This is a genomic window from Paraburkholderia sp. GAS32 (assembly GCF_050434225.1).
Classification (GTDB): domain Bacteria; phylum Pseudomonadota; class Gammaproteobacteria; order Burkholderiales; family Burkholderiaceae; genus Paraburkholderia; species Paraburkholderia madseniana.
In genome coordinates this window covers 301,862-314,978 of the sequence record NZ_JBNPVS010000004.1, presented here as the reverse complement: position 1 = coordinate 314,978, position 13,117 = coordinate 301,862, and the positions used below count along the sequence as shown (strand labels likewise).

The following is a 13,117-nucleotide window of genomic DNA, read 5'->3' as shown; positions in this document are numbered from 1 at the left end:
ATTTTTGATTACGGATAAAGGCATCACGACGAACCCGACGCGGTCAGTACGCCGCGGCTTCAGGAGTGTGTGATGCTAAAGATCAATGGTGAGCGGCTCTGGACGAGCCTGATGAACATGGCCGCCGTCGGCGCCACGGCAGGCGGCGGTGTGCGGCGCCTCGCACTGACCGAACAGGACGCGGCCGGCCGGGCGCTTTTCTCGCAGTGGTGCGTCGAGGCGGGGTTGACGTTGTCGGTCGACCAGGTCGGCAATCTTTTCGCGCGGCGCGCCGGCAAACGGAACGACGCCGCGCCCGTAGCAAGCGGGAGCCATCTCGACACCCAGCCCGAGGGCGGCCGCTTCGACGGGGTCTATGGCGTGCTCGCCGCGCTCGAAGTCGTTCGCACGCTGAACGATGCGAACATTCAAACCGATAAGCCCATCGAAATCGTCGTGTGGACCAACGAGGAAGGCGCGCGCTTCACGCCGGCGATGCTCGGTTCAGCGGCCTTCACGGGCGTCATGCCGCTCGCTCAGGCATTGAACACGCGCGACGCAGCAGGGACATCGGTCGAGCAGGCATTGCAAGCAACCGGTTATGCCGGCACGCGTGCCGTGCCCGGCATCGTCTTCGACGCCTACTTCGAAGCGCATATCGAACAGGGTCCGGTGCTCGAGGAAAGTGGCGTGCCGATCGGCGTCGTCACCGGCGGCCAGGCGATTCGCTGGCTCGATGTGCGCGTGCGTGGGCAGGCCGCGCACGCAGGCACGACACCGATGCAGTACCGCCGCGATGCGCTATTTGCGAGCGCTGCAATGGCCGCGGAACTGGAAAGCATCGCGGCGGATTTCTTCCCGCAAGGCCTCGCCACCATCGGCGAACTGCACATACGCAACGCATCGCGCAATACGATCGCGGCGGACCTGTCGTTCACGGTGGATCTGCGCCACCCCGACGATGCGATGATCGAAAAAATGGAAGCCGCGCTGCGCGAGCGCTTCGATGCCATCGCCAGGCGTCGCCGCCTCACAGTCGAAGTGGGGCAGCATTGGGTCAGCCCGGCTACGCCGTTCGATCCTCAATGCATTGCTGCTGTCGGCAACGCGGTAGAGGCGCTGGACTATCCGCATCAACGCATCGTCAGCGGTGCCGGTCATGACGCGATTCATCTCGCGAAGCATTGTCCGACCGCGATGATTTTCATCCCCTGCGTCGACGGCCTGAGCCATAACGAAGCCGAAGACGCGTTGCCGGCAGACGTCACGCGCGGCACGGATGTGCTGCTTCACGCGATGCTTGCGCGCGCGGGGCAGGCCGTATGAACACGCATCAAACGCCGCGTCCGCCAGGCATCCGGCGCACATGGCTCTTCGTACCCGGCAACCATGCCGAGGCCCACGCGGTCGCGCTGCAAAGCGGTGCGGATGCAATCGTCGCCGACCTCGAAGAAATGACTTCACCGCAAGACCGGCCACAGGCACGCGAACGCATTGTCACGCTATTGCGCGACGCGGCTCGCGCCGGCACGTTCGGCTCGGTACGGATCAACAAACTGGAACACGACGGCAATGCCGATCTCGAAGGCGTCATGCCCGGCACCCCACGGGCGATTTTTCTGCCGCACGCGGAGAGCGCGGTTCAACTCGCCGCGCTCGACGATGCGCTGGCCGTCATCGAGCGCAAGCTGGGCATTCCGGAGGGCTCGACGGAGGTGGTTCCAGTTATCGAATCCGCAAAGGGTCTGGTCCATCTGGGAGCGCTACTTCAGGTGGGTGCACGGATAAAGTGCTGCATGCTGGCGGTCGAAGACCTGGCGGCGAATCTCGGCGCACGCCGCACACCGGGCGGTCACGAACTGCTTTACGCACGCAGCCGCTTTCTGATCGAGTGCATTGCCGCCGGCTGCGTGCCGATCGATCTTCCTTGTACGTATCGATCGGCGCAGGTGCTTGGGCAGGACATGGACATCTCCACGCAACTCGGATTCGCATCGAAAAGCGTCGTGTTTCCCGAACACGTGCCCGCGATTCACCGCGCGCTGACGCCATCCGCGGAAGACGTGCAGGCAGCGCGAGCGCTTGTCGACGCACACGCAGTACAGCAGGCGAATTCACCCCCTGCCGGATCGGTGTGGATCGACTATCCGGAGCGCAACAACGCGCAACGCTTGATCGCGCGTGACGCGCTGCTCCGCGCCTTTGACGAAAGCGGCAATGCATAAGCGGGGCGAACATTAGCCGCCTTGATACTGAAGATTAAAAATCCGAATTTGGCGGGCGTATTTCGGCGACCCATAAAGACAGCAGCCAAACCAACGCTGCGCGTTCAACAACAGGATTCCCCATGTCCCCTTCTGAACAGACTCATCAGCCCGTGCGCGCCGCCACCGCGGCTTTTATCGGCACGGCCGTCGAGTTTTACGACTACTACACCTATGCGACGGCCGCCGCGCTCGTGCTCGGCGAGGTGTTCTTCCCGAGCAGCAATCACTTTCTCAGTACGATGGCTTCGTTCGGCACGTTCTTTGTCGGCTTCATTGCGCGTCCATTGAGCGGCGCGGTGTTCGGGCATCTCGGCGACAAGCTGGGCCGCAAGAAGATGCTGCTGCTGACCATGTTACTGATGGGGATCGCCACCACCGGCATTGGCTTGCTGCCCGGCTACGCCAGCATCGGCATCTGGGCACCGGTCTCGCTCGTGCTGTTGCGGATTCTCCAGGGTATTGCCGTGGGCGGCGAATGGGGCGGCGCGGTATTGATGGCGAGCGAGCACGCGCCAACCGGCCGCAAGACGTTCTTCGCGTCCTTTCCGCAGATGGGCAGCCCGGCCGGGTTGATTCTTTCGCTCGTGTCGTTCAGGCTCGTCACGTCTCTCGATCACGCAAGCTTCGTTGCCTGGGGTTGGCGCCTGCCGTTTCTGGCCAGCTTCGTGCTGCTGTTGATCGGCATGGCGATCCGTCTCGGCGTAAAGGAGTCGCCCGAGTTCGAGCAGCTTCGCAAGAATCGCGAGGTGCTGAAGTCGCCCGTCAAGGAAGTGCTGCGCACCGCGTGGTATCCGATCGTCATGGCGGCGATGGCCACAACGATCGGCTCCGCCGGGTTCTTCTTCACCAATACGTTCATGATTTCGTATGTCACCGGTTATCTCGGCATGTCGAAATCGTTCATTCTCGATTGCCTGTTTGTCGTCACCCTCATCCAGTTGGCGTCCCAGCCGGTTTCGGCGCTGTTGGCTCAACGTGTTGGAGAGACCCGCTTTCTGACCTGCGCCGCGCTGCTTTCCATGCTTACGCCCTACCCGATGTTCCTGCTCGTCCAGACACAAAATCCGGTCGCGATCGTGGCGGGTATCTCGCTCGCGGTGGTGGTGCTGTCCGCTGTCTATGCGGTCATCGCCGGTTTCATGACGCCGGCATTTCCCACGCAGGTCCGGTACTCCGGTATTTCCATCGCTTATCAACTGTGCGCGACGATCGCCGGTGGGACGACACCTTTGATCGGTACGATGCTCGCGCAGAACTACAAGGGCGAGTGGCTGCCGCTGGCGATTTTCTTCAGCGTGCTTTCGGCGGTGTCGCTGGTTGGAATCGTGGGGCTCGGGCGTTATCGCAAGGGGATACGCGCGGAGGGATCTGCCGCGATGCTTGCTAACTAAGGCGGGCCGACAGGGAGCGATCGGGGAAAATCATGTCGATTGGCAATTGCTGCGGTGGGCATGGACGCAAACCGGCCGAACGCACGCGCGCTCGTGAACCGCACGCGGGGATGCTCGAAGTGACATAATTCCCGCGTCGTTGCTTTGCAACGCGACCACTACTTTCAGGCCGCAAAACCAGGAGATTCACATGAGCAAGGGATATTGGGTGACCGCATACCGCGCGACGAAGGACCCGTCGAAACTGGCTGCGTATGCGCAACTGGCAGCGCCCGCAGTGGCAGCCGCTAACGGCAAATTCATCGTGCGCGGCGTCGCCGAAGAAGCACACGAGCAAGGTTTGAAGGAGCGGACCGTCGTGATCGAGTTTCCGACATACGAGCAGGCCGTTGCCGCCTACGAGAGCGACGCCTACAAGAAAGCGCTTGAAGCGCTGGGCGACGGTGTCGAGCGCGATCTGCGCATCGTTCGCGGCGTCGAGTAACGATGCGTGCGCTCAGCCGGCCGCGGCGGCCTGCACGAGCGCGCCGATACCGTCGATAGCATTCATCGACTCTGCAGGTGCGCCGTGCCGCGCCTGCAGGTAGCTCGTTGCGTTATACGAGAGCCACACCCGGGTGTTGACGGTCCTGCCGCGGGTTGCCTGGAATCACGCTGGCCGGCTGGGGTCGCCGGAAACGTTCGGTTGTTCGGCCGTCGATGTTCCCTTTGCCATAACCGCGCGATGGATCGCTTCAGTCAGCGAATTGTTGATCTCGATGAGCCGGTGCATCTCATCCTGGATATTTAGAAGCGCCTCAGCGTCCTTGTAGGTCTGTAGCGCCTGCTTGTCTGAGGCTGCGGCCGCCACCTTCTGGCCCACCATGATGACTGACAGCAGCACCAACTGCAAAAAAGTCTGAGCGATCCAGGCGATCAGCGTCGACACTCCACCCTGAATGGCAGATGGCAAGCTGATAAGCGCGATCACCGCAAAGACATAGGCACACCACATCGTGCCAACCGCGTTGGTGATGACAAGGGCGATTCGCCCGTTCAGGCCCAAATGCTCCTGCACGGTCAGGTGCGGTCCGGTTTTTTCGCGTTCCTTGAGTCGCTGATTGGGAAGATGTTCGGTTTTCATTACTGGGTCCCCATTGGAGAGTGAGTAATCCGCGGCACTACGAGCGCTTCACTGCCCTGGTCTCGATTAACTCGCGCAGTGCGTCATCCACCGTCTCCTGCAGCACAAAGCGCAACTGGCTTCGTGCGTCGGCCGGGATGTCCTCGAGGTCCGACGCATTGCGCGCAGGCAGCAGCACGGTCCCAATGCCGGCGCGCAAGGCGGCAAGCACCTTTTCCTTGATGCCGCCCACTGGCAGGACAATGCCGCGCAGGCTGATCTCGCCAGTCACAGCACAATCGCTGCGCACGGCTTGCCCCATCAACAGCGATGCGATCGCAATGAACAGGGCCACCCCGGCACTAGGGCCGTCCTTTGGGACCGCGCCGGCCGGCACGTGGACATTCGAAGTCCAGCAACAGGCAACCGTGTTCGGAGTCGCGCCCGGCCAGGCGGTAGCGCCCGGCCGGAAGACGGATATGTCGCTCGAAGCGGCCATAGGGAATTTCCATGTAATGGACCGCTCCCCCGGCGAAGGCCCGAGGCAACGTCCTCTCGGCCACGACGACCAGCGTCCCGCCTTCGAGGTCCAGGCTGACCTGATCGGGAGCCACGCCGGGCAACGCCACCACGATCGCCAGCCGGCCGTCATGCTCGAACACCTCGATCGGCGGCTCCCATACCGGCACCAGCGCATGCTGACCAGCTAACCGGAAGAACTGGCGATGCAATCGCTCGGCGCGCTCAAGCGCGTCGACGGCGGCTTCCCACATCATGGTATGGCGGGTGGATGTCACGGCTGGCTCCCTGCCTGTTCTGTCAGCCCAACACTGGCTGTCCATTCATCAAAGGCCAACGGTGCACGCGTGTCAAGCAAGCGAGGGTGAATGCACCGCTCCAACTAGTCCGGTCAGCGGGTCCAGAAGTCGTATTGGACCAGTTGATTATAGTCAGCCTGGTCACGCTCGATGGAGGTCGAAATGTCGATGTACTGATCAATACGGCCGATAGTTACTATCGCCTTTTGCGCTGTTGATGTGAGCCATTGATCATGCGGAGAACGTAAAGTGGCGAGCCTTCTGCTGTGCTGCCACATCCGACGTGCTGCCTGGAGCGCCAACCCGTGGATTTGCGTGTCGAGTACAAAAGGGGGGACCGATGTCAGCCCCCTGATGAGGTTTGTAATCTACGTTAAGGAACGAAGAGTTCAATGCCAAGTGGTAGCGGATCTCCCTTCGAACCGCTTCGAATTGCAAGTGCAGCCTTCTCGCTGATCAACTCGCGGTGCCGTTCGAACTCCTGCAACAAGTCGCTTTTGTGGGCACCTGCTTGCGACAACTCCTTAAGCACTTCCCTGCTCACAATGCAGAAGTGATGGACGCTGTCGACTCTGATGCCGAACTTAACAGCCTCACCGTCATTTGCGACACTAATGCCTTCGATGTTATCAGCCATCATCGCCTCCGTTGGCAGCTAGCTGTGCAAGAAGCCTAGCACGAAATATCTAACCGTCACGGACTCTTCCGTCAACGCGCGCTGGCATCAACGGCAACGCGGATGAGCGGGATATGCCTAGTCGAAAATCAGGAAATCCTTACATCAAGCCGTATCGCGATGTCGCCGTATACCCGGTAAGGCGCCGCCAGTTCCTTGAGCGCGACACCATTTCCGCTGCAAGCGTCCCGAAGGAAACAAAGTGAATCAATTCGCGTACAGCATCCGGCTCAAGATCATTGTCGTCCTCGGTGCCTGCATCACACTGACGGCCGCGATGGGTGTGATGGCGATCCTCGGGCTCGCAACCATGTCGATCCACGAACTCCTACCGATGGACACTTACCGGTGAATCCGCAGACGTTTGTCCTACAGGCGCGGCTTTACGATCGCGTCACGGCGCTTAAAGCGCGCATGACTGAAGCGCATGATCGAGCGAAGGGGCTGATCGAGCGCGCCCAGGGTTGTCTCGCCGTGCTGGATCATCTGCGACAAAGCACCGCCGCCCTGGCAAACATTTCCCCGGGCGGTGATATCAGTCTTTTTATCGAGGAGCTGCGTCGCTCAGAAAGCGGCTGGCACGATCAGTTGCAAATGTTGAGGGCGCTGCTGACTGAACTCACGGATCAGACTCATAGCGCCTGCGGCGAGATCGAGTCGCTCGCCGTGCTTGCGCTTGGCGCGCAAACTGCCCCCGAGACGATTGCCGACGCAGAGCGCGCTGTCGAAGCGAGTGAAGCCCACTTTCAGGAGGTAAGCGCGCAACTGGAAGCGACGCAGTTGTGGTTCGAACAGTTCGACACGCAGATCAATACGATCATGGCCAGTTTGCGAAAATCGCGCTAGGTTCGGGCAAGAAGGGGGGCTATCGTGCCGCCGTTTGAACACCCGGATAAAAGCCCACAACCAGCACGATGTATGCGAGTGCCGCGAAAATACCGGCGAGGGTGCCGAGCCAGTCCCTGGCGGCTGCGCCGCGCGCGAAATGGACCGGAATCCCCACCAGCAGGTACGCGACCGAGAAAACGATCGCAACCATCAAGGGCGGGGGCGCGAACGAAACAACGACTTCGGCAAAGGGCCGCATTCGCACACCTCATAGACATCCGAAACAGCCGCGCTATCGCTGCGGCGAGTTCCGGTGCCCATCACTCGGAGCTATCGCGCGCTGGGAATATCCGCCGAACCGCACGCGATGCCCGGATAACAGACAGACCGGTTAACGAAGCTGTTCCACCAGGGCATCAGCACCCTTGTCGAGGCCGGTCTTCGCGGCACTCAACGAACCAAAGGCCGCCGGCAGATTCATGGCATTCGGATACTGCTTCGAAACGTATGCCTTCAGCAGACGGCCGCTGGGACCGTCAAAGACCTCGACGGAGTAAGTAACCGAGCCGCTGAATGCGCCCTGCCCGCCGCGGATTGCCTGTACGCCGTTATAGAGATTGCCCGCAAGGTCGAAATGCATGACCTGTCCGACAAGTAGCGTCGTCTTTTCGGCGCCGGTGAGTGTCAGCTTGATCCGCAGCGTATTCGGGCCGGTCTGGTTCGCAACGCTGAACCGTTTCGCGAGTTTTTCGGAGAACGTCTTCCCCATGTAATCGGCGAGCGCCGCCTTGTCGGCTTCCTTCAGGTTGCCGAACTGGTTGTCGCTCCCTTGGTACACGGTGACCGGGTCCACTATCACCTGCGTGTATTGAGGCCAGGCAACCGAAGTGGCGTACTTGTAGGGAACCTTGCCTGAGTCGTCATCGCGGTTCTGCTTCAACTGCGACGACGATGCGATGCCCGTGTAGACCACCGGTTGCACGCCGGCACACGCTGTCAGGGTTAGCACCGCTACTCCAGCGAAAAGAAGCGGGACTAGTTTGTTCTTGAACATTTAGGTTTCCTCGAAAGCCCAGTTAAGTGCCAGGTGGCGCTCAGTTCAGGCGAGAACTGATCAGGTCGCCACAGTAGCATCGGCGGAACAAGATGTAAACCGTCCAGACGGTCTGTACATTAAAAAATCGAGGGCGTACAATTACGCTTCGTCAGGAAAACGCCTGCTCCGGCGGCGGCACCTAGGGCCATTCGCCAGCAGTGTGTTGCAGCCGGCTATTTGTCCACAAACAGAAGAGAGGCGCGCCAGCGATCAGGTGCGCGCTGCAATCGTCGCAACGTCATCAATATCGATAATGGATAACCAGACCCGCTCGGAGATTTCCCGCAAAAAGGCGATTGCTGCCGCTTTCACCATCCTCACCCGAGATGGTGTTGGAGGGCTTACGTTCGATTCGCTGTCGCGTGAGAGTGGTATCAGCAAGGGTGGACTGCTTCATCAGTTCCGCACGAAGCACGGCGTGCTGTGCGCGCTGTTGGAACAGCATCAGATTCAGTTCGAGCAAATCGGACGCGAATATATGGCGAAGGAAGGCGCATCGAAGGCTGAACCAACGCTTGCAGCCCAGATTGCAATGTATCGGGAATCCTCGAATCAACCGCATTCCGTGGCACGGGCCATTCTTGCAGCGCTCGTCGAGAGTCCTGAATTACTCGAAAGCATCAAGGCGTCTGACACGGCAAAAATGAAGGCGTTGCAGGACGAGGCGCCTGACCTCGACTTGTCATTGTTGCGATACTTTGCGGCCAGCGGTCTCGCATTTCATTCCTTGATGGGACTGTCGCAATTGAGCAATTCGGCACGGAACAGACTATTCGATCGTCTTCTTGATGAAGAGAGCTGGCCGGCGCAGATTCCACAACCCAAGCCTCGTAAGCGGTCAGCCCGCTAACCGCCGCTGGCGCGCAGGGAACGCGTGATCGGCGAGCGTTGACTGATTAGCCACGCTGCGCCGAACGCGCCGTTCAATACAGCGTGACCGCGTACCAATCACCTCTCGGTTAGGTGATCGGTGGCGTTTTCACACGCCCCAGGTCGTGGATCACCTCGACCCGTTGCGTCGCGAGCACAACACTTCGAACGCGTGCGCATTGCCCTGGTTGCAGTGACACTGCCCGCATAATACAAACCGTCTATCCGGTTTACATGCAGTATTTGCAGTGCTAAGCTGAGCCCTCACCTGAATCGTCAGCTCTGGGACCTCCCAGAAAGACACGTGTGAAGGCAACGGCCAATCGGGCCCAGCCCCGTCGAGTTAGCCGATGTCTACTCCCTTACGACCCTCACCCCGAAAGTCAGCTTGGGGCGTTTCTGGATCGTGTTTCCACGAGCGGATGCAGAAGATGAATAGAGACAACTTGATCGCATGTCACGAATGTGACTTCCTTCAGCGAGAAACGCCGCTAGTTGAGCGCGGTGCTGCGCGATGTCAACGATGTGGCGCCGCACTCTACCGATACCGAAACGTGCCGATGTCGCACGAGTGGGCACTGGCGTTCACCTTGGCCGCGGCGATTCTCTTCGTTGTTGCCAACCGCTTTCCGATCTTTGAACTCTGGATCAATGGGGCATCTGTCGAAACCACCCTTTTCGGCGCCGCTTCCGCGCTTTACGCAGATGGCATGTGGCCGATCGCAGGCCTTGTGTTCGTGACAACACTCCTGATGCCTTCATTGAACATCGCAGCGGTGATCTATCTTCTCCTGCCGTTGCATACGGGCGGATTTCCTCACAAACCTGAAATCGTTCTTCGCGTGCTGCGGCACGTTGCGCCATGGGGAATGATCGAGGTGCTGATGGTCGGCATGCTGATCGCGCTCGTCAAACTCCAGCACATCGCGACAGTCGTACCCGGGGTGGGTGCGTGGGCGTTCGGAGCCGTGATGATTCTGCTTGCCGCGGCGACTGTTGCGTTTAACCCCCGTGAACTATGGGCCCGAATCGACACGATGCGAGGCGACGCCGACATGTCACACGCGCAGAATGCAAGCATCACGGCAGCAACCGCCGCGCGCGCAGGTCTGTTCGCCTGTCACGATTGCGGCCTGCTCTCAAAGCCGCTGTTCCCCCATGTCCACGCCGGAATCTGCCCACGTTGTGGCGCGGTGCTGCACTCGCGCAAGCCCAATAGTCTGGGTCGCACGTGGGCATTCCTGTTCGCCGCGATGATCCTTTACATCCCCGCCATTCTCCTGCCGGTCATGGTCACCAGTACCTTATTTGGCGCCCGCTCCGACACGATCCTGAGCGGCATCGTGTTGCTCTGGACCTCCGGATCGTGGTTGCTGGCAATAATCGTTTTCATCGCAAGCATCGTGGTGCCCGTGCTCAAGATTCTTTCGTTAGCCTATCTCGCGTGGAGTACCCAGTTGCGCTCTCCGCGAATTCCTCACCAACGCACGCGTATTTATCGATTGATTGAGTTTGTCGGTCGCTGGTCGATGCTCGATATCTACGTGATCACCATCCTTGTCGCGTTCGTGCAATTCGGTTCGATCGCAACAATCGACGCGGGTTCCGGATCGATTGCCTTCGGCGCGGTGGTTGTACTGACCATGTTCGCGGCGTTGTCGTTCGACCCGCGGCTCATCTGGGACGCAGTGGAGTCAGAACGTGAATGAATTGTCCGGACAGAAAGAGGATCAGGATACGTCCGGTTTTCCGAGCGCCGTTGCTGTCAAACATTCGAAGTGGCGCATGCAGCTCGTGTGGCTGGTGCCCATTGTCGCCGTGCTGATCGCCGGTTGGCTGGCCGTGAAGTCCGTCATGCAAACAGGCCCGACCATCACGATCAGGTTTTCCACCGGCGAGGGTATTGAGGCCGGCAAGACGAAGATCAAGTTCAAGAACGTCGATATTGGCGTAATCAGGAACGTTGAACTCTCCGACGATCACAAGACAGTGCTTGCAAGCGCCGAAATGTCCCGCAACGCGTCCAGCATGCTCGTCGACGATACCCGCTTCTGGGTCGTTCGGCCGCGTATATCGGGCGGCACGGTATCGGGCATCGGTACGTTGTTGTCCGGTTCACACGTCGGAATGGATATCGGTACATCGCAAAAGGCGCGACGCGATTTCGTCGGACTCGAGTCACCGCCAGTACTCGCTTCCGGTGCGCCGGGGCGGGAGTTCGTGCTTAAAAGTGAAAACCTCGGCTCACTCGATATCGGTTCGCCGGTGTTTTTCCGAAGGCTTCAGGTTGGCCAGATCGTCTCCTATGCACTCGATCCCGAAGGCGCGGGGATGATCGTTCACGTCTTTGTCAATGCACCTTACGACAAGTATGTGACGAACGACACCCGTTTCTGGCATGCAAGCGGCGTCGATGTGACAGTTGATACGACGGGCGTGAAGGTGGACACCGAATCTTTGGTATCGATCCTGATTGGTGGCCTTGCATTCGAGAGTCCACCCGACACAAAGACTGGGGTTGAAGCCGATGCCCTGCACCAGTACCCGCTTTTCCCCAATCGAACAGAAGCGATGAAGCGGCATGACTCAATCACCGATAAGTACGTGTTGAACTTCAAGGAGTCTGTGCGTGGGCTCACCGTGGGAGCACCCATCGACTTCCGCGGGATCGTCATCGGCGAGGTATCGGCGATCAACACACACTTCGATCCGGCTACGCGGGAATTCAGCATTCCGGTCGAAGTCAACATTTTCCCGGAGCGCCTCATTCCACGCGACGAATGGAAAGACCAAGGTGGTCAAATATCCTCGGCTCGAAAGGAATTCGCGGACTACCTGATCTCAAAGGGGCTGCGGGCACAACTGAGGACAGCGAGTCTGCTGACCGGACAACTGTACATCGCAATCGATTTCTTCCCCTCCGCGCCGAAAGTGACCATGGACTGGAGTAAAAAGACGCCGCAACTGCCTACGGTGCCAGGCAATCTGCAGGGGCTTCAGGAATCGATTACCGATCTCGTCGCGAAGCTGAACCGCATTCCGTTTGAAGGAATAGCCACGGACCTGCGCAAGACACTGGGTGACGCGGACACGCTGCTGAATACGATCAATACGGATATTGCACCTGACGCAAAAACGACGATGGCCGCAGCCCGTGAAGCACTCGCGTCCGTGAATCGCACGATGCAAAGCGATTCGCCACTTCAGCAAAGCACCGCCGACACCATGCGCGAGGTCTCGCAGGCTGCCGCCTCGATCCGTTCGCTTGCGGAATACCTCGAACGTCATCCCGAAGCGCTGATCCGCGGCAAAACCGAGGACAAGCCATGAGCCGACGTTCAGCATTACCTGTGTCGATGATTGCGCTTGTTCTTGCCACTGGATGCGCAACGTCGCCGACGCCGGCGTTCTACACATTGAGCGCTGTCCAGCATATTGAACAGTCGCCAGGCGCTAGTCCAATTGCAATCGCAATAGATCTGGTTACGGTTCCCGAACTGGTCGATCGTTCGCAAATAGTCACGAAGCTCGATGCGAACCGCGTCCGTATCGACGAGTTTGCGCGCTGGGCCGATCCATTGAAGAGTCAGATTCCCCGCGTACTCGCTGCGGATCTGGCGGAGATCATTCCAGGGGCGATCGTATCGACTTTTCCACAGCGCGCGAACGACAACGCCTACCGCGTAACGGTTGACGTGCAGAACTTCGATTCATCGGCGGACGGTACGGTGATGCTGGCCGTTATCTGGTCGGTGCGTCCTCCAAACGGAGGAAAGCAGATTGCAGGACGTTCTTTCGTCCATGAGACCGCTGTCGGGTCAGGTTACGACGGCTTGGTCAAAGCGCACAGCCGAGCTCTGTTGTCCGTGGCGAAGGATATCGCTGCGGCGACGCAATCTGCTTTGCGGTTATGAAAGCGCAAGGTGCGCGCTTTCGCGTCAGGAGAATACGCCCGCTAGTTCTTTATGAAGATCACAAGGTAGATTGGAACCCGTCGGTAGATTGGAACCCGTCGCCCTGCCATGCCGAAGTGGATAGCGCAGCGACCGGCACTACGTTAGCACCGGTCGCTGCGTCGTTCAGGCCGTAC

The 13,117-nt window shown here is 59.5% G+C and carries 15 protein-coding genes and 1 pseudogene; 10 read left to right on the top strand and 6 right to left on the bottom strand.

Translation table 11 applies throughout. The annotated features are described in order from the left end of the window. The first annotated feature begins 72 nt into the window (after nt 1–72). The 4 genes from P3T25_RS07260 to P3T25_RS07245 all read left to right on the top strand — a co-directional run bounded on the left by P3T25_RS07260 (nt 73) and on the right by P3T25_RS07245 (nt 4,121). The gene (locus tag P3T25_RS07260; protein WP_429357777.1) at nt 73–1,305 is read left to right on the top strand and encodes a Zn-dependent hydrolase; all 1,233 of its coding nucleotides are present in this window, start codon (nt 73–75) and stop codon (nt 1,303–1,305) included. Continuing rightward, on the top strand, nt 1,302–2,204 hold the full coding sequence (locus tag P3T25_RS07255; RefSeq protein WP_429357776.1) for an HpcH/HpaI aldolase/citrate lyase family protein: 903 nt from the start codon (nt 1,302–1,304) through the stop codon (nt 2,202–2,204). Before P3T25_RS07260 ends, P3T25_RS07255 begins: the two co-directional genes overlap by 4 nt. 122 nt (nt 2,205–2,326) lie before the next feature. Next, nucleotides 2,327–3,637 (top strand): MFS transporter, encoded by a 1,311-nt coding sequence (locus tag P3T25_RS07250; protein ID WP_429357775.1) that lies wholly within the window; start codon nt 2,327–2,329, stop codon nt 3,635–3,637. 190 nt (nt 3,638–3,827) lie between these two features. Then, nucleotides 3,828–4,121: a DUF1330 domain-containing protein gene (locus P3T25_RS07245; protein ID WP_154562529.1), complete on the top strand. Its 294-nt coding sequence runs from the start codon at nt 3,828–3,830 to the stop codon at nt 4,119–4,121. Nucleotides 4,122–4,286: 165 nt separating this feature from the next. Here the strand turns inward: P3T25_RS07245 and P3T25_RS07240 are convergent, their stop codons facing one another. The 4 genes and pseudogenes from P3T25_RS07240 to P3T25_RS07225 all read right to left on the bottom strand — a co-directional run bounded on the left by P3T25_RS07240 (nt 4,287) and on the right by P3T25_RS07225 (nt 6,194). Next, nucleotides 4,287–4,760, bottom strand: a complete 474-nt coding sequence (locus P3T25_RS07240; protein WP_154562532.1) for a hypothetical protein — start codon at nt 4,758–4,760, stop codon at nt 4,287–4,289. A 37-nt stretch (nt 4,761–4,797) separates the two neighbouring features. Beyond that, nucleotides 4,798–5,145, bottom strand: a pseudogene (locus P3T25_RS07235) (S16 family serine protease); the annotation flags it as partial. Next, nucleotides 5,102–5,536 (bottom strand): Hsp20/alpha crystallin family protein, encoded by a 435-nt coding sequence (locus tag P3T25_RS07230; RefSeq protein ID WP_233464945.1) that lies wholly within the window; start codon nt 5,534–5,536, stop codon nt 5,102–5,104. The pseudogene P3T25_RS07235 and the gene P3T25_RS07230, both read right to left, overlap by 44 nt. Nucleotides 5,537–5,930: 394 nt before the next feature. Next, nucleotides 5,931–6,194: a DUF1488 family protein gene (locus P3T25_RS07225; RefSeq protein ID WP_166618231.1), complete on the bottom strand. Its 264-nt coding sequence runs from the start codon at nt 6,192–6,194 to the stop codon at nt 5,931–5,933. A 241-nt stretch (nt 6,195–6,435) separates the two neighbouring features. On the opposite strand from P3T25_RS07225, the gene P3T25_RS07220 reads away from it, so the two are divergent. Beyond that, nucleotides 6,436–6,585 (top strand): hypothetical protein, encoded by a 150-nt coding sequence (locus P3T25_RS07220; protein WP_154562537.1) that lies wholly within the window; start codon nt 6,436–6,438, stop codon nt 6,583–6,585. Beyond that, the gene (locus P3T25_RS07215; protein WP_154562539.1) at nt 6,582–7,079 is read left to right on the top strand and encodes a hypothetical protein; all 498 of its coding nucleotides are present in this window, start codon (nt 6,582–6,584) and stop codon (nt 7,077–7,079) included. Before P3T25_RS07220 ends, P3T25_RS07215 begins: the two co-directional genes overlap by 4 nt. 19 nt (nt 7,080–7,098) lie before the next feature. Here the strand turns inward: P3T25_RS07215 and P3T25_RS07210 are convergent, their stop codons facing one another. Together P3T25_RS07210 and P3T25_RS07205 are read right to left on the bottom strand one after the other, a co-directional pair. Continuing rightward, the gene (locus tag P3T25_RS07210) at nt 7,099–7,320 is read right to left on the bottom strand and encodes a hypothetical protein (protein ID WP_266241620.1); all 222 of its coding nucleotides are present in this window, start codon (nt 7,318–7,320) and stop codon (nt 7,099–7,101) included. A gap of 132 nt (nt 7,321–7,452) precedes the next feature. Continuing rightward, nucleotides 7,453–8,115: a DUF3313 domain-containing protein gene (locus tag P3T25_RS07205; RefSeq protein WP_429357774.1), complete on the bottom strand. Its 663-nt coding sequence runs from the start codon at nt 8,113–8,115 to the stop codon at nt 7,453–7,455. Between the two features lie 295 nt (nt 8,116–8,410). Between P3T25_RS07205 and P3T25_RS07200 the strand changes: the two genes are divergently transcribed. The 4 genes from P3T25_RS07200 to P3T25_RS07185 all read left to right on the top strand — a co-directional run bounded on the left by P3T25_RS07200 (nt 8,411) and on the right by P3T25_RS07185 (nt 12,941). Next, nucleotides 8,411–9,007, top strand: coding sequence for a TetR family transcriptional regulator (locus P3T25_RS07200; RefSeq protein WP_429357773.1), 597 nt, complete (start codon nt 8,411–8,413; stop codon nt 9,005–9,007). A gap of 451 nt (nt 9,008–9,458) precedes the next feature. Further along, a complete protein-coding gene (locus P3T25_RS07195) occupies nt 9,459–10,736 on the top strand; it encodes a paraquat-inducible protein A (protein WP_429357772.1) in 1,278 nt (425 codons plus the stop codon). A gap of 1 nt (nt 10,737) precedes the next feature. Further along, complete coding sequence (locus P3T25_RS07190; RefSeq protein ID WP_429357815.1) at nt 10,738–12,357, top strand: intermembrane transport protein PqiB; 1,620 nt, start codon at nt 10,738–10,740, stop codon at nt 12,355–12,357. Continuing rightward, nucleotides 12,354–12,941, top strand: a complete 588-nt coding sequence (locus P3T25_RS07185; protein WP_429357771.1) for a PqiC family protein — start codon at nt 12,354–12,356, stop codon at nt 12,939–12,941. The genes P3T25_RS07190 and P3T25_RS07185 overlap by 4 nt, the downstream gene beginning before the upstream one ends. Nucleotides 12,942–13,117 lie beyond the last annotated feature (176 nt).

Bases quoted from the DNA above. Each gene is read 5' to 3' on its own strand.
- P3T25_RS07250 (WP_429357775.1), top strand. From the start codon at position 2,327: ATGTCCCCTTCTGAACAGACTCATCAGCCCGTGCGCGCCGCCACCGCG.
- P3T25_RS07205 (WP_429357774.1), bottom strand. From the start codon at position 8,115: ATGTTCAAGAACAAACTAGTCCCGCTTCTTTTCGCTGGAGTAGCGGTG.
- P3T25_RS07255 (WP_429357776.1), top strand. From the start codon at position 1,302: ATGAACACGCATCAAACGCCGCGTCCGCCAGGCATCCGGCGCACATGG.
- P3T25_RS07200 (WP_429357773.1), top strand. From the start codon at position 8,411: ATGGATAACCAGACCCGCTCGGAGATTTCCCGCAAAAAGGCGATTGCT.
- P3T25_RS07195 (WP_429357772.1), top strand. From the start codon at position 9,459: ATGAATAGAGACAACTTGATCGCATGTCACGAATGTGACTTCCTTCAG.
- P3T25_RS07245 (WP_154562529.1), top strand. From the start codon at position 3,828: ATGAGCAAGGGATATTGGGTGACCGCATACCGCGCGACGAAGGACCCG.
- P3T25_RS07240 (WP_154562532.1), bottom strand. From the start codon at position 4,760: ATGAAAACCGAACATCTTCCCAATCAGCGACTCAAGGAACGCGAAAAA.
- P3T25_RS07210 (WP_266241620.1), bottom strand. From the start codon at position 7,320: ATGCGGCCCTTTGCCGAAGTCGTTGTTTCGTTCGCGCCCCCGCCCTTG.
- P3T25_RS07225 (WP_166618231.1), bottom strand. From the start codon at position 6,194: ATGGCTGATAACATCGAAGGCATTAGTGTCGCAAATGACGGTGAGGCT.
- P3T25_RS07185 (WP_429357771.1), top strand. From the start codon at position 12,354: ATGAGCCGACGTTCAGCATTACCTGTGTCGATGATTGCGCTTGTTCTT.
- P3T25_RS07260 (WP_429357777.1), top strand. From the start codon at position 73: ATGCTAAAGATCAATGGTGAGCGGCTCTGGACGAGCCTGATGAACATG.